This is a genomic window from Halorussus marinus (genome assembly GCF_004521895.1).
GTDB lineage: Archaea > Halobacteriota > Halobacteria > Halobacteriales > Haladaptataceae > Halorussus > Halorussus marinus.
In genome coordinates this window covers 82,635-101,455 of sequence record NZ_SBIR01000007.1, presented here as the reverse complement: position 1 = coordinate 101,455, position 18,821 = coordinate 82,635, and the positions used below count along the sequence as shown (strand labels likewise).

The window sequence follows — 18,821 nt, the reverse complement described above, 5'->3', positions numbered from 1 at the left end:
GCCGCGCCGCCCCCGAATCGCCCGGCGACGCGCCGCTCCAATACACAGGGCGCTCGCCGGGCTACTTCGGCGGTTCGCCCACGCCCGGCGACTCGGCCCACTCGGGGCGCTGGAGGTACCCCTTGTCCTCGTGGATCTCCCGGTAGAGCCACCGGACGCCTCGGTTGATCGGCCCGCGGCTCACCCGCGACTCGACCCGGCCGTCCCGGATCGCGTCGACGACCGCTTCGGGCGTGAGCTCGGCGGCGCCTGGCCGGCCGCTCGTCCCGAGGTCGAGCTTCGTGTACGCCCGGCCGACCTCGACGGGGTAGTGGGCGTCGCTCCCCCCGACGATCGGGAGGTCGTGGGTCTCGGCCAGCCGTCGGACCCACTCCTCGGTCCGGGGATGCTTGCCGTTGACCTCGATGGCGTCGAAGTCGGCCTCGACGTTCCGGACGGTGCTGTTGCGGTACGGGTGGGCGATGATGGCCACACAGCCCCGGTCGTGGGCCAGTTCGACGGTCTCCTCGGGCGTGAGCTCGCCGGGAGCGGTCCGGCGCGGCGGGTCCGGGCCGACGACGAGGACGTGTCCGTGGGTGGTCGTGACTTCGACGCCCGGGATCGTGGTCGCGAACGCCCCCGATCCCCCGAGGTCGAACTCGCGGTAGTAGTCGTGGTTGGTCAGCGCGACGCCGTCCAGCCCGCGGGCCCGCGCGACGCCCGCGAGCAGGCGGACGCCGAGCGGATCGAAGGCCGCCGCGGCGTCCTCGTGGCCGTGGAAAAACCGGGTGTGAGCGTGTAGGTCGACTGCGAGCACGCACTGGGTGACGCGCCGGTAGACCTTTGTCTTTCTGCCCCGAACGGGGCTACATGTCGGGGGACGGGGACGACGCCGCGACCGCAGGGACCGAGCCGCTCGACCGCGTGGTGGTGTTGAACCCCGAGAGCGGGGACGCCGACCACCGCGATCGCGTGCGCGAACTCGCCGACAGTTACGGCTACACGGTACTGGAGACCCAGGCCGAGGGCGAGGGGCTCGCGTTCGGTCGGATCGCCGGCGCGGCCGGCGCCGACCTCCTGCTCGCGGCGGGCGGCGACGGGACGCTCAACGAAGCCGTCCGCGGGCTCGACGCCGCCGACGCGCTCGAGGAGACGACCTTCGGGGTGGTCCCGACCGGGACCGGCAACAATTTCGCCCAGAACGTCGGCGTCGAGGACGCGCCTCACGCCTTCGAGGTCGCCGAGCACGGCGAGCGCCGGCGGATCGACCTCGGGACCGGCAACGACCGGATCTTCCTGAACTCCTGTATCGCGGGTGTGACCGCCGACGCCAGCGCCTCGGCCTCCGCCGAGATGAAGGCCCGGTTCGGGATGCTCGCCTACGTCATCAGCGGCCTGCGAACCGCCCGGGAGTTCGACGGCCTCCCGCTGGGGGTCGAGGCGACCGGGTCCGAGAGCGACCGGACATGGGGCGGCGAGGCCGTCGCCGTCCTCGTCGGTAACGCCCGGCGGTTCCCCGACGAGGGCCGGACGCAGGCCGACGTCGAGGACGGACTGCTCGACGTGACCATCGTCGAGCAGGTCCCGACCGTCGAACTGCTCGAGGAGGCCGCTATCAAGCGGCTGTTCGGCGACGAGACCGACAACGTGACTCGCCTGCTCGCCGCGGAACTGGACGTGACCGTCAGGCGCGACAGCCCGGTCAGCTTCAGCTTCGACGGCGAAATCCGCGACTACGAGTCGCTCGCGCTCCGGACCAGACCGAAGGCCCTGGAGCTGTGTGTCGGCGACGCCTACGAGCCAGACCCCGACGCGGGGTCGAGCCGATAGCGGTACGGCGACGACCGGATGACCGTCACCTCGCCCTCGCGGGCGCGCCGTCCCAGCACGGTGGCGACTCGGTGGGGGCTGTCGAACGCCCCGTCGGAGGCGTCGAGCAACTGGAGGATCTCGTTGGCGGTCAGCGGTTCGTCGGGGTCGGCCTCGGCGAGAACGGCGCGGATCCGATCGTACTCTCTCGCGCGCTCGACCATACCGCGAGGTTCGGTCGAATCGCACTTAGTGTTCAGTCAGTCGGGCGTCTGACGGCGGTCCCGGCGCCGAGGTGTCGATCGCTCGGCCCGACCGCGTCAGGCCGGGGTGTCGTGGGGGCCCGAGAAGTCGCGCTCGCGGCGGTACTCGTCGACGAACTCGGTCACGTCGAAATCGAGCATGTCGGCCTCGAACTGGGTCATCGCCTCGTCGCTGTCGGCGTGGCTCAGCGCGTGCTCCATCAGTTCGACCACGAGTTCGACCACGATCTCGTGGAGGCGCCGCGAGTCGAAGTCGGTCACCCACACCAGCGCGTAGCCGACGTCCTGATCCTCCTCGACGTTCTCGGTGGCGACCTCGCCCGGGAACTCCTCTAAGACGATCCCCATGAGGTGGGTGGTACCGAACTCTCCCATGTCGTCGTCGGTCTCGATTGTCTCTCTGAGGATGTCGACGAGGAACTCGGGGAAGAAACGTGACGGCGGGTGGATGTCGGTGACGACCGCGTGGGACGCCCCGCACGCACAATCGTACTCTCGCATGCCCATGTCGAGGTCGTGAACGTGGACCGACTCGCCGCAGGGGAGATCGAGTTCGGCCCCGCGGCCGCCCGGAACGCGCGGTTCTGCCATGGGACGCACTTAGAGATTCGGGCGTTTAAACGCCGCGACTGCGGTCGGGCGGCCCGCGAAACCGGCGGGGAACGCCCGCGAAATCGGGGGCGTCGGCTCAGGGCCAGTCGTCGCGCTGGTCGTCGTCGGCCGCGTCGGGCTCGTCGTCGGCGTCGTCGGCGAGTCGCCACTCGGCGGCCTCGGCGGCCTCGGTCACGTCGAGGTACTCCCAGTCGTACTCCTCGGCGAGCGCGCGGTCCTCGTCGTCGACGCCGACGAAGACGTGGCGGTCGGTGTCGAACTGCTCGCCGACGCTGTCGAGGCTCTCGCCCCGGCCTTTCGGCCCCGAGAAGAAGTCCTGTCGGATGCGGTTCTTCCGAGTGAAGTTGGTCACCACGTAGGTGGGTTGCTCGGAGATGACCCCGACGTACTCGCTCCACCGCCGGGCGTCCTCGAACACCGTCCCGGGCTCGGCCAGCTCCTTCAGCGCGGAGAGCTCGAAGGCCAGGGTCATCTCGCCGCTTCCGTTCATACTCCCCGTTGGGCGCGTGGCGGGCAAAACGCCTTCGGTCCGGGTCAGGCCGACTCGATCAGGAGGTACTCGGAGAACACGACGACCGGCTCGTCGGCGAACGCCGACGCGAGGTCGGGCGCGACCGCGACGCAGCCGCGGTCGTCTCGTTCGGCGAGCAACTGCTGTGCGCGCTCGGGCAGTTCGTCGAAGTGCCACACCGGGCGGTCCGGCGGCACGTCGTCGATGGGACGGACGCGGAGCGTTCGAGCGTCCGAACCGGATGTCGTGTTCGTTGCCATCGTGCTACAAGGTACCAAATACCACGGAAACACTTAAATCTTCTCCTAACAGCAATCGACCGGACAAAAAACGGGACAGCGACGGAGCGACTCGGCGCCGAGAGCGGGCGCGTTCAGAACCGATAGCCGTCGTCGTCTTCGCCGAGCGACCGCTCGGTCGTCTCCATCATCTCGTCGGCGAACTCCATCTCGTCGCGCGTGTCGGTGCCCATGGTCGTCTGATACTCCTTGATCCCGAGCGAGAGCATCTCTTCGAGGGCCTCCTGTCGATCCACGAACTCCTCCTGGGAGACGAGCTGGTCGATCTGCATGTCCATGTCGTCCGTGAGGTCGATTTCGAGTTGGGGCATACCGCCCACCTTCTGTCCCCAGCCACAACAACGTTGGGTTGGGTCTCGATTCCGCCGCCGCCCGCGGCGACCAGAGAGTAGTGGCCCGACTCGTGGATCGGGCGGTGGCTCACGCGAGCCCGACGCCGACGAACTCGAAGCGGGCGCCGCCCGCCTCGCTCTCGGTGATCGACCACTCCCAGCCGTAGGCCGCCGCGAGTTCGGCGACGAAGGTGAGCCCGAGACCGATTCCGGTCTCGTCGGTGGTGAAACCCGGCTCCGCGACGGCGGCGCGCTGAGACTCGGGGATGCCCGAGCCGGTGTCCTCGACGTAGAAGCCCCCGACGGGCGCGTCCGATCCCGGGTCGGGGTCCGACAGGTCGCCGATCCGCACCGTCACCGGAGCGTCGTCGGAGTCGGCGGAGTCGGGTTCCGAGTCGCCGTCGTCCGAAGGACCGTCGCTGGTCGAGCCGTGCTCGATCGCGTTCCGAAACAGGTTCTCCAGCAGATGGCGGAGGTGGCTGGGGTTCGCCCGGACCACCGCCTCGGCGTCGTTCTCCAGCGTGGCCGCGCCGGTCTCGATGTCGGCCCACGCGTCGGCGGCGACGTCGGCGAGCGCGACCGCCTCGACACCCTCGATCAGCTCGCGGTCGCGGGCGATCGCCAGCAACACGTCGATGATCTCGTCGATGCGTCCGAGCGCGTCCGCGATCTCCTCGCGGGTCGCCTCGTCGCCGCCGTCGAGGAGTTCGACCGACACCCGTGCGATCTCGAGGGGGTTGCGGAGCTCGTGAGCCAGCATGCTGGCGAACCGTTCGAGCCGGTCGTTCTGGCGTTCGAGTTCGCGCTCGGCCGCCTTGCGATCGGAGATGTCCCGGAAGGTGCCGACGAAGTAGTGCTCGCCGGCGTGTTCGAAGTCGTTGAGCGAGACCGCGAGCGGCACCTCGTGGCCGTCGGCGTGGCGCCCCGGGAGTTCGACGTAGGTCCAGTCGATGTGCTTGCGGCCGGTTTCGAGGTACCGCTGGAGCGCCTCGGCGTGGACCTCCCGGAGCCGCTCGGGGATGATCGTCATCTTCGAGGCGCCGACGAGCTCGTCGGGCTCGTAGCCGAGGATGCGCTCGACCGCGGGGTTGGCGTACCGGACCGTGCTGTCGTCGTCGAGCATGATGATGCCGTCGGCCGACGCCTCCGCGAGCGCGTCGAACGCCTGCCGGTGCTCGCCGACGTCATCGATTCCCGGGGCGTCGGCGTCGTCGACCTCGCGAACGACCCCGACGGTCCCGCGGAACTCCCCCTTGAGCCGGATCGGACTCGCCCGCACCTCACACGCCACGGTGTCGCCGCCTGCGGTGAACACCGGGCAGGTGAGCCGGATCTCGTCGCGGGACTCGCCGACCAACAGCTCTCGGATGGCGGTCTCGGCCCCGACGACGTCCTGCACGTCGAGAACCCGCGAGACGTGACTGCCCACCAGCGACGACCGCGAGTGGCCAGTCAGGTCTGCGAGCGAGTCGTTGACCGCCACGAACCGGCCCTCGCGGTCGAGTTGGTAGACGCCGTCGGCGACCGCGTCGAGGAGCGCCGCGCCCGACAGTCGCGGGTCGTCGGCGTCGGATTCGTCGCGCTCCTCGGCCGGAGAGAACTCCCCCATCGGCGCGACGTTCGGCGCGGACGCTGATAAGGACGCCGGCCAACAGGGCCGGGGCGATCGGATTCGAAAAAACGGGTCGGCTTACTGCTCTTGGCGGATCGCGAGGTTCTCGGGGTCGAACTCCTTTTCGAGGAGGACCTCCTTCTGGTCGGCCACCTCGGCCTCCTGGCGGATGAGGTCCTTGTACTTGCCCTGCGGGGCGATGTCGCCGATGAGGACGCCCCCGACCAGCTTGCCGTCCTTGAACGCGAGGCGGCGCCACTCGGTGTCGCTGTACTTGCGCTCGCACTCGTCGTCGCCCAGCGTCGGGAAGCCAAACGAGAGGAACGGGAAGTCGAAGTGGGTGATCGAGTACGAGGAGACCCACCGGAACGACTCGACTTCCTCGTCGGCGGCCATGTTCTTGGCCGCGATCTGGCCCTGCTCTTTCGCCGAGCCCCACGAGCCGTTCTGGGCGTGCTCGTCGAGGATGGTGTCGTAGTAGCGGGTGATGTCCCCGGCGGCGTAGATGTCGTCGACGTTCGTCTGCATGTACTCGTCGACGACGATGCCGTTGTCCTCCTCGATGCCGGCGCCCTGGAGGTACTCGGTGTTGAAGTTCAGCCCGATGGCGACGCCGACGAACTCGCTGTCGAACGTCTCGCCGTTCGCGTCGACGGTCGAGACGACCGCGCCGTCGTCGTCGGTCTCGAAGCGCTCGACGCCGCTCTCCAGCACGAGGTCGACGCCTTTCTCTTCGAGGGCGTCGTGGATGATCTCGGCGCCGTCGAGGCTCAGCCCGTAGCGCCACCAGCGGTTGCCCCGCATGATGTACTTGGCGTCGACGTCCTGGGCGGCACACACCGCCGCGAGGTCGATCCCGAGCAGTCCCGCCCCGACGACGACGCCGGTGTCGGCCACCGCGGCGTCCTGCTGAATCTTCCGGGCGTCCTGGAACGTCCAGAAGTGATGGATACCCTCGGCGTCGCTGTTCTCGACCGGGAGCTGAGTCGGGGTGCCGCCGGTCGCCACGAGCAGTTTGTCGTACTCGTAGGTGCCGCTGTCGTGGGTGTGGACCTCGCGGGCGTCGGGGTCGACCTCGGTGACGAACGTGTTCAGTTCGAGGTCGATGTCCCGCTCTTCGTACCAGTCGGGCTCGTGGATCGAGATGGGAGCCTCCGGAAGCTTCCCCTTGGCGAACTCCTTGATGAGGATGCGGTTGTAGAGGGCCTCACCTTCGTCGGTGATGACTGTCACATCGGCGTCGGGGGCCTCCTCTCGGAGGGTCTCGGCAGCGGAACTCCCCGCGATGCCGTCGCCGATTATCACGTACGAATCGCTCATAGCCGAACGTTCAGTGTCGGGGTTAAAGTGGATTGCTATCTGTCTATCGTGACAGACAGTCACGAACAAACGATCTTTTAGGAGTTCGGCCCTAACTCTCGGGTGATGAAGATAAACCAGAACGTCCGCCACTTCGCATCGAAGAAGGCACTCGAACTCCCGATGGTCTCGGACCTCGTGAAGGGGAAGCTCGTCGACATGCACACCGACATCTTCCTCGGGAAGGCCGACGCCGAGCGCCGCGAAGAGCGCCGCGAGCACCTCGACGCCTTCTTCGACGCGACGATGGACACCTACCTCGCCGCGCTCCAGGACGGCGCGCCCGAGGCCGAGGCCCGCGAGATCACCCACATCCAGGCCAACTTCGACTTCTACAACCACGGCTGGACCGAGATGATGGAGTTCCCGGTCGACGAACTGGGCGACCACTACGAGCGCTACGAGACGTTCTTCGAACGACACGGCATCGCCATCGACGACCCGCTCGGGGAGTTCGCGCCCCCGAGCGACATCCCCGAGGCCCCCTCGACTCCCGAGAAGCTCGCCGAGCCCGAACACCCCTACGCCGAGGGCGGCTTCGCCGACGACGTGTACGTCGAAGGTCCCGACGGCGAGGTCCGCGTCGGCGGCGGCGAGGAGCCCGAGGACGTGGACGTGAGTCAGGCGCCGGGCGTCGGTGACGAGAACGCCGAGGCGTAACCCGAATGGTAGACGTCGCGTTCTCGGTCGGTCGCGTTCTGTTCGCCCTGTTTCTGGTCGTCCTCAACGGCTTTTTCGTCGCGGCGGAGTTCGCGTTCGTCAGGGTCCGGTCGACGTCGGTCGACAGCCTCGTCGAGGAGGGCCGGTCGGGCGCGAAACTGCTTCAGGAAGAGCTCAAACACCTCGACGACTATCTGGCGGTCACGCAACTCGGGATCACGATCGCGTCGCTCGGGCTCGGGTGGGTCGGCGAGCCCGCGGTCGCGGCGCTGATCGAGCCGGTTCTTGGCTCGATCCTCCCGCCGGACCTGATCCACCTCGCGGCGTTCGCGATCGGGTTCGGGACCATCACGTTCCTCCACGTCGTCTTCGGGGAGCTGGCGCCCAAGACCATCGCGATTGCGCGCGCCGAACAGCTCTCGCTGTTCGTCGCGCCACCGATGCGCTTTTTCTACTACGTGTTCCTGCCGGGGCTCGTCGTGTTCAACGGCACGGCGAACGCGTTCACCCGACTGCTCGGCATCCCGCCGGCCTCCGAGACCGAAGAGACCCTCGAAGAAGAGGAGATCCTGATGGTGCTGTCGCGGTCGGGGAGTCAGGGCAACATCGACAAGGCGGAGGTCGAGATGATCGAACAGGTGTTCGAGCTCGACGACACCTCGGTGCGGGAGGTCATGGTGGCCCAGCCGGACGTGGTGAGCGTCCGAGCCGACCTCTCGCTGGCCGACCTCCGCAAGGTCATCATCGACGAGGGCCACACCCGCTACCCCGTGCTGGAGGCCGACGGCGATCAGGTCGTCGGCTTCGTCGACGTGAAAGACGTGTTGCGGGCCGGCGAGTCGAGCGACGGCCCGTCGGACGCGACCGCCGGCGACCTCGCTCGCGAGCTCCCGGTGGTGCCAGAGACCGGCCGGATCGACGACCTGCTGGCCGAGTTCCAGAGCGAGCGCAACCAGATGGCGGCGATCATCGACGAGTGGGGGTCGTTCGAGGGAATCGTCACGGTCGAAGACCTCGTCGAGCAGATCGTCGGAGACCTCCGGGACGACTTCGACGTCGACGCCCGCGAGCCGTCGATCGAGGCCCGCGAGGACGGGAGCTACGCCGTCGACGGCACCGTCACCATCTCGGAAGTCAACGACGAACTCGACGCCGACGTCGAGATCGACGACTTCGGGACGGTCGGCGGGCTCGTGCTCGACCGGCTCGGGCGCGCCCCGGAGGTCGGCGACCGGATCGAGGCCGGCGGCTACGCGTTCGAGGTCGTGCGGGTCGAGGGCGCCCGTGTCTCGAAGGTGCTCGTGCGGGAAGCCGAGTCCGAAGAGCCCCCCGGAGAAGAGCCGACCGAGTGACCGATCGTCGCGCGTTCCGGACGGATCGGATCTACTCGGTCCGGACGACTTCCTTCCGGTCGGCGATCCGGTCGGCGCACTCGTAGCCCGCGAGGATGCCGCCGTTCAGGCTCCGTTCGGGGTACTGGGCTCGGCTCGCCATCCCGGCGTAGTAGACGCCGTCGGCGACCTCCTCGGCGAGGTCGTAGGGGACGACCGTGTCGAGATACCCGCGCTCGTAGATCGGCGCGGCCCGCGGGTTCCGGGCGAGCCGGAACTGCGAGACGCTGTCGCGGTCCCAGTCGGGGAACATCTCCTCGATGTGGTCGAGCCACAGCGCCTCGATCTCGTTGTCGTCCATCTGCCAGAGGTCCTCCTCGTAGTCCTGAATGTAGCTCGCGACGTACAGCAGTCGATCGCCGCCGTAGCGCTCGGGCGGGACGTAGTTGGTGTGCTCGATGAGCGCGCCGAACGGGGCGTCGTGGCCGATGTTGAGCCAGTACGTGTCGGTGAGCGACTCCTCCATCGTCACGAGCGCACAGACCGCCCCCTGAAAGTCGATGTCGCACTCGTAGCCGGTGAGATCTTCGAGGACGTTGGGCATCGCCGCGACCACCACGTCGTCGACCGCGTGCGTCCGAGTCGTCGTCCCGCCGTCGGCCTCCGCGTGGGCCGCCGCGTCCGGACCGTCGGTGCCAGCGCCATCCTCGACCGCCACGGTGAGCTCGCCGACCGCGCCGTCCTCGATGCCGAGCCCCTCGACGCGGGCGTTGGTGGTGATGTTCTCTCGGCCGACCGCCGCGACGAGCGCGTCGAGTAAGCGGCCGAACCCGCCTTCGAGGTACCCGAGCGGCTCGCCCCGGAGGAGGTCGCGCTCGCCCCGGAACTTGATGCGCCCGAGGAGCCACGCCGCGCTCACGTCCTCCTTGCGGTCGCCGAACTTCGCGTCGAGCAGCGGCTCGAAGAAGTTCTCGTACACCCCACGGGAGGTGTGCTCGAGCAGGAACTCCTTGATCGGAACGTCCTCGAACGCTTCGAGGTCGTCGTAGGTGTCGAACTTCGGGACCCCGCCCCGGACGTCGATCTCCTGGGTGAGCATCGTGAGCCGGAACTTGTCGTAGACGCTCATGTACGGGTACGCCGCGATCTCCCACGGCTTGTCGAGGGGGTAGACGGTCCCCTCCATGTAGTAGGCGTTCTTGCCGATCGGCCACACCAGATCGTCGCCCAGTCCGAGCTCCTCGATGAGGTCGACGATGGTCTCTTCGGTCGCCGAGAGGTGGTGGTAGAACTTCTCAATCTGGTCGCCCCGGGTCTGGTACGTCGCCGCGAGGCCGCCGATCTGGTCGCTGGCTTCGAACACCTGCACGTCGTGGCCGTGCTTCTGGAGGCGGTAGGCGGCCGCGAGGCCCGCGATTCCCCCACCGACGACACCTTTCATGCCACCGGGTTCGCCGCGGGCGGCCAAAGGTCTTGTTGAAGCTCGCCGGCCGCCGGCGCGGGTCGCCGGGCCCACCGGCTCCCGGCAGGTTTTTGCTGGGGCCCCCGTAACGGTCGGACATGCTAACGGTGCGGGCACCGGCGACGAGCGCGAACCTCGGGAGCGGCTTCGACGTGTTCGGGGTCGCGCTCGTCCGACCGGGCGACGTGGTGCGGGTCGAGCGAGCCCGCGAGACGACGATCGAGATCACGGGCGCTGGCGCGGAGTTCATCCCGACCGACCCGGCCGACAACACCGCGGGCGTGGTCGCCCGAGAGCTCGACGCGCCGGCCCGCATCCAGATCGACAAGGGGATCAGACCCTCCTCGGGGCTGGGCTCGTCGGCGGCGAGCGCGGCCGCGACCGCTGTCGCGCTAGACGAACTCTACGACCGCGGACTCTCCGACGAGGAGTTGGTCCGGGTCGCCGCCGAGGGAGAGGCCGCCGTCTCGGGCGAGGCCCACGCCGACAACGTCGCGCCCGCGATCCTCGGCGGGTTCACGATCGTCACCGACGACGGGATCACGACGCTCGAGGCCGACCTCTCGCTGGTGGTCTGTCTCCCCGAGACCGTCGTCTCGACCCGGGACGCCCGCGGGGTCGTCCCCGACTCGGTGACGATGGATCAGTCGGTCGAGACGGTGGGCAACGCCGCGACGCTGGTCGCCGGGATGGCCCGCGACGACCCCGACCTCGTCGGGCGGGGGATGGCCGACCCGGTCGTCACGCCCGCCCGCGCCGAGCTCATCGACGGCTACGAGGCGGTCGAGTCGGCGGCCCGCGAGGCGGGCGCGACCGGGATCGCAGTCTCGGGCTCGGGGCCGTCGGTGCTGGCGGTGTGTCGGCCCGGCGACCGCCGCGAGGTGGCGGCCGCGATGGTCGAGGGGTTCTCGGAGGCGGGCGTCGACGCCCGCGCCTACCCGACCGAGGTCGGGTCGGGCGCGGAGATCTATCGATAAAAAAGTCGGCGAGTCGCCGTTCAGTTGCCGCGGCCCTGCAACTTCTCTTCCTCGGGGAGGTCGGCGTTGGCCTCGCCCTTCATGCCCGAGCCGATGTCCTTGCTGATCTCCGCGAGGCGCTCGGGGTCGTCGTAGTTGTTGGTCGCCGCCACGATGGCGTCGGCCATCGCCTCGGGGTCCTCCGCACCGAAGATGCCCGAGCCGACGAAGATGCCGTCACAGCCGTGGTGCATCATCAGCGCGGCGTCGGCGGGGGTGGCGATGCCGCCGGCCGCGAAGTTGACGACCGGGAGCCGCCCCGCGTCGGCGGTCTCGTGGACGAGGTGTGCGGGCGCCTCGATCTCGCGGGCGAACGCCTCGCGTTCCTCGTGGTTCATGCCCACGATCTTCCGGATCGCGCCCTTGATGGTGCGCTGGTGGTGGACCGCCTGATTCACGTCGCCGGTGCCGGCCTCGCCTTTGGTCCGGATCATCGCCGCGCCCTCCTCGATGCGCCGGAGCGCCTCGCCGAGGTTCCGGGCGCCACAGACGAACGGCGAGGTGAACTCCCGCTTGTCGATGTGGTAGGCGTCGTCGGCGGGCGTGAGGACCTCCGACTCGTCGATCATGTCGACCCCGATCGCTTCGAGGATCTGGGCCTCCTTGGTGTGGCCGATCCGGGACTTGCCCATCACCGGGATCGAGACCTCGTCGATGATCTCCTCGACGTCGGCGGGGTCGGCCATCCGCGCGACGCCGCCGCGCTTGCGGATGTCGGCGGGGACGGCTTCGAGCGCCATCACCGCGACCGCGCCCGCGTCCTCGGCGATCCGGGCCTGCTCGCGGTTCACCACGTCCATGATGACGCCGCCTTTCTGCATCTGGGCGAACCCGCGCTTGACGAGTTCGCTACCGCGCTTGAGTTCCTCGATATCGGTTGGGTCGGCCATGGTGGTTGGTTACGACGGGAACGGTTAATGCGTACCGGTTGGCCACGAGGTTGCCGCGTCGGGCGGTCCGGTCGCGCCCGGAGCCGAGCCGAACGCAGATGCCAAACGCTTAGTTTTTTGTGCGAGACAGTTCCGACGATGACGGACGCCGATACCGGCCCTGCGGAGTCGAGTCGAACTACACCCGACTCGGGCGCGCCGCCCGACCCCGAGGAGTCGGTGCGGGAGGCGGTCGAGCGCTCGCGGAGCGGCGCGCCGGCGGTCGGGTCGGTCGTCCGCGACCGGTTCTCCTCGGACGAGATCTTCCAGCGGATCATCGCGGCCGCCGACGAGGAGATCACCTCGGGGAGCCGCGAGTTGTTCTTCAGCGCGCTGGCGGCCGGGTTCGCGATCACCATCACCTTCATGCTGTACGTCTCGCTGAAGGCCTCCACCGGCGGTGATCCGGTGGTGAGCGCGCTGTTGTACCCGCTCGGGTTCATCTACATCATCATCGGGGGCTACCAGCTCTACACCGAGAACACGCTCCCGCCGGTGGCGCTGGCGCTCGAACGGCTGGCGAGCATCCCGGCGCTGTTGCGAAACTGGACGGTCGTGCTGGCCGGCAACTTCGTCGGCGGGGCGCTCGGGGCGACCGCGCTCGCGTTCGGCGGGGTCATCTCGCCGGAGGCGGCCGCGGTCGCCGCGGACCTCGGCCAGACCGGCGTCGACACCGCGTGGTGGAGCCTGTTCTCGAAGGCCGCGTTCGCGGGGCTCATCGTCGCCGGGGTCGTCTGGGTGGAGTACGCCGCCCGCGACACCATCTCGCGGCTCGCGGTGGTGTACATCGCCTTTCTCGCGATCCCGCTCGGAGGGCTGTACCACTCTGTGGTCTCGTTCACCGAGATGGTGTATCTGGTGCTTCACGGCGACCTCGCGTTCTGGGTCGGCATCGTCGAGTTCGTGTTGCCGGTGTTGCTCGGCAACACGATCGGCGGGGTGGTGCTGGTCACCATCGTCAACTACTTCCAGACCACCGACCACCGCCTCGAATCCGCCCGGTTCGACGGGGTCGATCGCCAGCTCTCGCTCCGGGAGTGGCTGTTGGGCGGGCTCGCGGGCCGATCGTACGTCCCGCTGATCGACACCGCCGAGCACGGCGGCGAGGGCCGGGAGGGCTATCGCATCGTCGTTCCGATCTCGAACCCGCGGACCGAGACCGCGCTCGTGGAGCTGGCGTGCGCGCTCGCGACCCGGAAGCCCGACGCCAGCGTCCACGTCGTCCACATCGTCCAGACGCCTGACCGGACGCCGAAAGGGTACAACGTCGACCAGCGCGACCGCATCATCGAAGAGTCCGACGCGCTGATGGCCGACATCCGGGAGATCGCCGACCACTACGACGTCGACTCGCGGACCTCGACGGTCGTCTCCCACCGGTCGTTCGAGGAGATCTTCGACATCGCCGAGCGCAACCGCGCCGACCTCGTGGTGATGGGCTGGGGCGACGACCGGCTGTGGTCGGCGGGGCGGGCCGAGCGCGCGCTCGACGAGCTCACGAGCCGGCTCCCGGCCGACTTCCTCGTGTTCAAAGACCGCGGGCTCGACGCCTCCCGGATCCTCCTGCCGGTGGCCGACAACGCCCACGCGGACCTGAACGCCGAGGTCGCCCGGGCGCTGGGCGAGACGGCCGGCTCGGAAGTGACGCTGTTGCGTGTCGTCGACGACCCCGACGAGCGCGAGGCGGGCGAGCGGTTCCTCGCCGACTGGGCCGACGCCCACGACCTCGGAGACGCCGAGCTGGTGGTCGACGACTCGGGCGACGTCGAGGGCGCGATCGCCCGCGAGGCCGCCGATCGGTCGCTGCTGCTGGTCGGGGCGACCGAGCAGGGCCTGCTCGCGCGACTCGTGACCGACTCGCTCCACTTCGACATCGTCAACGAGGTGAACAACTCGGTGGTGCTCGCCGAGCGGGCGACCGACAGGAGCCTCCGGCGCCGGCTGTTCGGGCGGCCGTAAGGCGGCTCGCCGAGACCGCCAGAGCTTTGCGCCGGTCGTGCGACCGTCCCGGTATGTCGCTGCCGAGTCGGGAGGACCTCCCGCGGTACGTCGCGCCCCTGCCCGGGCGGCTGGAGGAGTTCGCGCTCAGGTACGCGTGGGTCATCGTCGCGATCAACCTCGTCGGCACCGCGTTCGGGTTCTGGTACTATCAGGGGCAGTTCTCGTTCGAGCCGGTCGTGATGTGGCCGTTCGTCCCGGACAGCCCCGTCGCGACCCTGTTCATCGCGGGGAGTCTGGCGCTCTGGAAGCTCGGGCGCTCCCGGGAGTGGCTCGACGCCCTCGCGTTCTTCGGCTGTATCAAGCTCGGGCTCTGGACGCCGTACGTCCTGCTCGCGTTCAACGCGGAGTTCTCGTATCTCCACTGGGCGATGTACAACTTCCTGTTCTGGAGCCACCTCGGGATGGTCGCCGAGGCGTTCGTGCTCCACCGATACGCCGACTTCTCGGTCCGGGCGGTCGCGGTCGCGGTCGCGTGGTACGGGTTCAACGACCTCGTCGATTACTTCGTCCCGATCGTCGGCGAGCCCCACCACACGACCGTTCCGGCCGAGTGGGTCGGCTCGACGTACGACCACGCGCTCGCCGCTCACGACGTGGCGGCCGCCGGGGCGGTCGCGCTCACGCTCGGGGCGACGTTTCTGGCGCTGTCGACCCGGGTGAAGAAGCTCGAAGCCGACCGCCGCGAGGCCTGAGCCGCCCGTCGGCGACGAAATCCTTTTGAGCCGAGCCCGTAATCTCGGAACCGATGCCCTCCACGACGCTCTCCCGTCGCGAGCTGCTCGCCTCGGCGGCGACCGCGGGCGCGGCCGCGACGGCCGGCTGTACCGGCTCGGACGGCGTCCCCGACGACCAGCGCTGGCCCCAGTTCGGGTTCGACGCGACCAACGCCGCCGCCAACCCCGACGCCGTCGGCCCGTCCGAGGAGCCGACGGTGGCGTGGGTCCACGCCGCCGGTAGCTACTACCGCAACTCGACCCAGCCCCTCGTGGGCGACGCGGTCTACGCCAACGCGTGGTTCGACGGGGTGTTCGGGCTCGCCCCCGCCGACGGCGCGGTCCGGTGGCACGACGCGGGCGACTACGCCCAGCTCACGCCCGCGCTGGCCGACGGGACGCTCGCGGTCCCCCACCGCGACGGCCTCCGCGGAGTCGCCGCCGACGGCGGGCTCCGGGCGTTCGGCCGGGCGGTCGGCTTCGGGCGGTGGCGGACCGACCTCACCAACCCCGAGTCGTCGCCGTCGGTCGCCGACGAGGCGTTCGTCCTCGGCGTCGGAACGGCAGGTCACGGCCCGGACGGCGGCCGGGTCGCGGCCGTCGAGCGCGCCGACGGCTCGGTCCGGTGGGAGTACTCCGTCGAGACCTCCGTCTGGGGCGCGCCAGCGCTCGCCGACGGCGTCGCCTACGCCGCGGCCCGCGACGACGACGAGGCCGACCCCGACACGCGGGGCACCGTCCACGCGATCGACCTCGCCGACGGCGCGGCGGTGTGGTCCAAACGGCTCGGCGAGTCGCCGCGGTTCAACCCCGTCGGGGCGCCCGTCGTCGGCGACGGCCTCGTCTACGTGCCCACCGGAACCGGCCCGCTGGTCGCGCTCGACGCCGACACCGGCGACGAGGCGTGGCGACTCGCCCCGCCAGACGGCGTGCAGGCCTCGCCCGCGCTGGCCGACGGCGTCCTCTACGTCGCCGGCCTCGACGGGACGCTCCGGGCCGTCGACGCCGCGACGGGCGACCCCGAGTGGACCGAGGCGGGCGAGAAGTACTACGGCGGCCCGACCGTCGGCGATCGTGGCGTCTACGCGGTCGGCGCCGACGGCGAGGTGGTTTCGTGGACCCGGAACGGCGCCGAGCGGTGGCGGGTCCGGATCGACCCGCCGGTCAGCGGGTCGCCGGTGCCCGCCGACGGGATGCTGTACGTGGGGACCGGGGACGGACTGCTGTACGGGCTGGAGTGATAGCGCCGAAAGAGTCGAGAAGACGACGCGGTCGCCAGCAGGCGAGGTCAGCTATCGGACGACGTCACTCCCCGTTCGCGTGGGCCCGAACCCACAGCTCGCCGATTCGCGAGAGTTTGGTCCGGTAGGACTTCCCGTGTTCTTCCTGCTCGATGTACCCCTTGCCGCCCGGCCCGAGCCGGTCGACGTTGTAGATGACCTTCGACCGGAAGCTGTCGGTGTACTCCTCGTCGAGTTCGCTGGCGAGCGCCTCCGCCAGCTCCGAGACCGACGCGAACTCCCCGTCCTCGCCGAGCTTGAACAGGATGACCTCCTCGAACGGCTTGACGTTCGAGAACGAGGCGACCGGAAGCTCGACGATGTGACCGTCGCCGAACTCCTTTGCGCCGATGGTGGTCCCGCGCTCGTCGAACTCCGCGAGGAGGTCCCGGGCGCTGTCGAGGCGCTCGGCGACCCGGTCGTCGTCGACCCCGTCGTCGAGGTCCGCCAGCAGGTCGGCCTGCCGGCGTAGCTCCTCGGCGAGTTCGGTTTCGAGGTACTTCTCCGGGGCGGTGTAGTAGGTGTGGATCTTCGCGCGCTCGTCCTCGCGCTCGACCATCACCGAGTGGGCCGCGGTGGCGTACGCGAAGCTGACCGTGCGGGGCATCGAGGAGATGTTGACCCAGATCTCGCGTCCGGCGTCGAGCTCGGCGTTGATGAGGTCGTAGGCCTGCTCGAACGCGGCGTCGTAGTCGTAGACGTCCGCGACCACGACCCGCTCGGTAGTCGCGCCTAAGAGGTTCCGGAAGTCCTGTTCGAGCTTCTGTGAGATATGCCGGGAGTATTCGACGTTCGCCTCGCTCCCCACCGCACCTTCGAGCAGGATGACCCTGTCGACGTCGAGCTGGTCGCGGACGAGCGGGGCGATGAGCCGGTCGTAGTCGAACCCGACCGGGACGACGTGTGTCTGCATGCGCGTGGGTTGTTCCGAGCGCGAGAAAAGGTTTGGCTAGTCGGCGCCGAGCCCCTCGTAGGTGGCGGGGCGCTCGTCGGCCGCGGGCGCGGTGAACGCCGAAACGCCGACCGTGAGCGCGAGCCCGATCAGCATCCCGACGACCGAGGCGCTCCAGCCCCAGAAGGCGTCGGGAACGAACCCGGTGAAGACGCTGGCGAGGTAGAACGCCTGACTCCCGCCGACGCCCGCGAACATGCCCGCCCGCGTAGTCTCACGCCAGTAGAGGGCGGCGATGACCGGGAGCGCGAGCTGGGCGAACCCGCCGAAGGCGGTGTCGCCGATCTCGATGAGCGAGCCCGGCCGGAACAGGCTGGCGACGAACGCCAGAATCGCGAAGACGGCGACACCGATCCGCGCGAGGACGTCCTCGCGCCGGTCGCTCGCGTCGGGGTTGACGAACGGCCGGTAGAGGTCCCGAGTGAAGTACGACGACCCCGAGAGCAACATCGAGTCCGAGGAGCTCATCATCGCGGCCATCGCGCCCGCGACGACCAGCGCGGCGAACCACGCCGGCGTGTACTCGTTCAGCAGGACCGGCAGGACGTTCCCGCCGTCGGGCACCGCCAGCCCGAGCCCCTGCGCCCACGCCCCGAGCAGGAACGCCGGGACGAACAGCAACACGACCAGAATCGGCCACAGCGCGAAGGTGCGCTTGAGCACCGTCTTGGACTTCGCGACGAAGAACCGCTGGTTCACCTGCGGGAACATCGCCACCCCGAACGCGATCGAGATCGCCTGCGAGAGCATCCACGGGACGGTGTAGAGCCCGCCGCCGAGCGCGAGGAACTCGGGGTTCGAAGCCGCGAGCCGGTCGGTGGCCGCGCCCGCCCCGCCGACGGCCGAGAGCACCCACGCGAGGGCGGCCCACACCATAACGAGCATGAACGCCCCCTGGAGGGTGTCGGTCCACGCGATGCCCCGCATCCCCGCGAGCACGACGTAGGCGATCATGAACGCCGTGATGAGCCCCGCGCCGGCCCAGTAGGGGATGGTCCCGCCGGTGAGCGCTTCGAGCGCGGTGCCGGCACCGACCTGCTGGAGCATCACGTACGGGAACAGCCAAAAGAGGCTGACCGCGGCGACGAGTCCGCGGAGCCACTGGGAGCCAAAGCGGTCCCCGAGCATCTCGCCGAGGGTGACGTAGCCGTGCTCGCGGCCGACCAGCCACTGCTTGTAGCCGACCACGTACCACAGCACCGCGAAGATGATCCCGTCCATCAGCCCCATCACGAGAATCCACTCGGGGCCGGCGCCGTACGCCAGGTTCGGCCCGCCGAAGAAGGTAAACGCCGACAGCAGGGTGGCGAAGGTGGTAAACAGGAGCACGACCGTCCCGAGCGTCCGGCCCGCGAGGTAGTAGTCCTCGGCCGAGCGGTCGGTCAGCCGGTAGGCGAACAGGCCGATGGCGAGCGCGAGCACCAGATAGCCGCCGATGATGCCGAGTTGGAGCGGGAGGTCGCTCACGGTCGCACCTCCGCCTCGATGCCGAGGCCCCACGCGCGGCGGGCGAACGCCCAGAACGTCGCGGCCGCGAGCGCCATCCACCCGATGTGCCACCAGAGCCACGCCGGCAGTCCCGCGATCACGGTCGCGTCACGCCACATGAACCACGGGATCGCCAGTGCGGCGACGACGAAGCCGGCGATCGCCCACCCGACCGCTTCCAGTTTCGAGACCATATCAGCCGATTGCCACCAC

At 69.4% G+C, this 18,821-nt stretch carries 20 protein-coding genes; 7 read left to right on the top strand and 13 right to left on the bottom strand.

Translation table 11 applies throughout. The annotated features are described in order from the left end of the window. Positions 1-61: 61 nt before the first annotated feature. Positions 62-796 (bottom strand): CehA/McbA family metallohydrolase, encoded by a 735-nt coding sequence (locus EPL04_RS10635; protein ID WP_134671325.1) that lies wholly within the window; start codon positions 794-796, stop codon positions 62-64. Positions 797-849: 53 nt separating this feature from the next. On the opposite strand from EPL04_RS10635, the gene EPL04_RS10630 reads away from it, so the two are divergent. Next, the gene (locus EPL04_RS10630) at positions 850-1,809 is read left to right on the top strand and encodes a diacylglycerol/lipid kinase family protein (protein WP_134671324.1); all 960 of its coding nucleotides are present in this window, start codon (positions 850-852) and stop codon (positions 1,807-1,809) included. Here the strand turns inward: EPL04_RS10630 and EPL04_RS10625 are convergent. The 7 genes from EPL04_RS10625 to EPL04_RS10595 form a co-directional block, all read right to left on the bottom strand. After that, complete coding sequence (locus EPL04_RS10625) at positions 1,773-2,012, bottom strand: hypothetical protein (protein ID WP_134671323.1); 240 nt, start codon at positions 2,010-2,012, stop codon at positions 1,773-1,775. The two genes, EPL04_RS10630 and EPL04_RS10625, sit on opposite strands and share 37 nt — an antisense overlap. Before the next feature lie 96 nt (positions 2,013-2,108). Then, positions 2,109-2,642 carry a DUF5815 family protein gene (locus EPL04_RS10620; RefSeq protein WP_134671322.1) on the bottom strand — a complete coding sequence of 178 codons (534 nt, stop codon included), beginning with the start codon at positions 2,640-2,642 and terminating at the stop codon, positions 2,109-2,111. A gap of 97 nt (positions 2,643-2,739) precedes the next feature. Next, positions 2,740-3,153, bottom strand: coding sequence for a DUF7124 domain-containing protein (locus tag EPL04_RS10615; RefSeq protein WP_134671321.1), 414 nt, complete (start codon positions 3,151-3,153; stop codon positions 2,740-2,742). A 44-nt stretch (positions 3,154-3,197) separates the two neighbouring features. Beyond that, entirely contained in the window at positions 3,198-3,434 is a 237-nt protein-coding gene (locus EPL04_RS10610) for a hypothetical protein (RefSeq protein WP_134671320.1), read from the bottom strand. A 113-nt stretch (positions 3,435-3,547) separates the two neighbouring features. After that, positions 3,548-3,784 carry a DUF7120 family protein gene (locus tag EPL04_RS10605; protein ID WP_134671319.1) on the bottom strand — a complete coding sequence of 79 codons (237 nt, stop codon included), beginning with the start codon at positions 3,782-3,784 and terminating at the stop codon, positions 3,548-3,550. Positions 3,785-3,893: 109 nt separating this feature from the next. Then, positions 3,894-5,414: a PAS domain-containing sensor histidine kinase gene (locus tag EPL04_RS10600; protein WP_134671318.1), complete on the bottom strand. Its 1,521-nt coding sequence runs from the start codon at positions 5,412-5,414 to the stop codon at positions 3,894-3,896. 81 nt (positions 5,415-5,495) lie between these two features. After that, a complete protein-coding gene (locus EPL04_RS10595; RefSeq protein ID WP_134671317.1) occupies positions 5,496-6,737 on the bottom strand; it encodes an NAD(P)/FAD-dependent oxidoreductase in 1,242 nt (413 codons plus the stop codon). A 105-nt stretch (positions 6,738-6,842) separates the two neighbouring features. Between EPL04_RS10595 and EPL04_RS10590 the strand changes: the two genes are divergently transcribed. Together EPL04_RS10590 and EPL04_RS10585 are read left to right on the top strand one after the other, a co-directional pair. Continuing rightward, on the top strand, positions 6,843-7,436 hold the full coding sequence (locus EPL04_RS10590; protein ID WP_134671316.1) for a DUF6149 family protein: 594 nt from the start codon (positions 6,843-6,845) through the stop codon (positions 7,434-7,436). A 5-nt stretch (positions 7,437-7,441) separates the two neighbouring features. After that, positions 7,442-8,788 (top strand): hemolysin family protein, encoded by a 1,347-nt coding sequence (locus EPL04_RS10585; RefSeq protein ID WP_134671315.1) that lies wholly within the window; start codon positions 7,442-7,444, stop codon positions 8,786-8,788. 31 nt (positions 8,789-8,819) lie between these two features. Here EPL04_RS10585 and EPL04_RS10580 read toward each other — a convergent pair whose 3' ends face one another. Further along, positions 8,820-10,208, bottom strand: a complete 1,389-nt coding sequence (locus EPL04_RS10580; RefSeq protein ID WP_134671314.1) for an NAD(P)/FAD-dependent oxidoreductase — start codon at positions 10,206-10,208, stop codon at positions 8,820-8,822. 119 nt (positions 10,209-10,327) lie between these two features. Here EPL04_RS10580 and EPL04_RS10575 point away from each other — a divergent pair, with 119 nt between their 5' ends. Continuing rightward, positions 10,328-11,206, top strand: coding sequence for a homoserine kinase (locus EPL04_RS10575; RefSeq protein ID WP_134671313.1), 879 nt, complete (start codon positions 10,328-10,330; stop codon positions 11,204-11,206). A 20-nt stretch (positions 11,207-11,226) separates the two neighbouring features. On the opposite strand, the gene pdxS is transcribed toward EPL04_RS10575, so the two are convergent. Then, a complete protein-coding gene (gene pdxS, locus EPL04_RS10570; protein ID WP_134671312.1) occupies positions 11,227-12,135 on the bottom strand; it encodes a pyridoxal 5'-phosphate synthase lyase subunit PdxS in 909 nt (302 codons plus the stop codon). A gap of 138 nt (positions 12,136-12,273) precedes the next feature. Here pdxS and EPL04_RS10565 point away from each other — a divergent pair, with 138 nt between their 5' ends. Genes EPL04_RS10565 through EPL04_RS10555 form a run of 3 tightly spaced genes read left to right on the top strand, consistent with a single transcriptional unit; the run spans position 12,274 to position 16,129 of the window. After that, positions 12,274-14,133, top strand: a complete 1,860-nt coding sequence (locus EPL04_RS10565) for a formate/nitrite transporter family protein (protein ID WP_134671311.1) — start codon at positions 12,274-12,276, stop codon at positions 14,131-14,133. A 53-nt stretch (positions 14,134-14,186) separates the two neighbouring features. Further along, positions 14,187-14,867 carry a DUF1405 domain-containing protein gene (locus tag EPL04_RS10560; protein ID WP_134671310.1) on the top strand — a complete coding sequence of 227 codons (681 nt, stop codon included), beginning with the start codon at positions 14,187-14,189 and terminating at the stop codon, positions 14,865-14,867. Between the two features lie 53 nt (positions 14,868-14,920). Beyond that, the gene (locus tag EPL04_RS10555) at positions 14,921-16,129 is read left to right on the top strand and encodes an outer membrane protein assembly factor BamB family protein (RefSeq protein ID WP_134671309.1); all 1,209 of its coding nucleotides are present in this window, start codon (positions 14,921-14,923) and stop codon (positions 16,127-16,129) included. A gap of 64 nt (positions 16,130-16,193) precedes the next feature. On the opposite strand, the gene EPL04_RS10550 is transcribed toward EPL04_RS10555, so the two are convergent. Genes EPL04_RS10550 through EPL04_RS10540 form a run of 3 tightly spaced genes read right to left on the bottom strand, consistent with a single transcriptional unit; the run spans position 16,194 to position 18,802 of the window. Further along, a complete protein-coding gene (locus tag EPL04_RS10550) occupies positions 16,194-17,081 on the bottom strand; it encodes an HFX_2341 family transcriptional regulator (RefSeq protein ID WP_134671308.1) in 888 nt (295 codons plus the stop codon). A gap of 36 nt (positions 17,082-17,117) precedes the next feature. After that, on the bottom strand, positions 17,118-18,587 hold the full coding sequence (locus tag EPL04_RS10545; protein ID WP_134671307.1) for a sodium:solute symporter family protein: 1,470 nt from the start codon (positions 18,585-18,587) through the stop codon (positions 17,118-17,120). Further along, a complete protein-coding gene (locus tag EPL04_RS10540; protein ID WP_134671306.1) occupies positions 18,584-18,802 on the bottom strand; it encodes a DUF3311 domain-containing protein in 219 nt (72 codons plus the stop codon). Before EPL04_RS10540 ends, EPL04_RS10545 begins: the two co-directional genes overlap by 4 nt. Between the last annotated feature and the right edge of the window lie 19 nt (positions 18,803-18,821).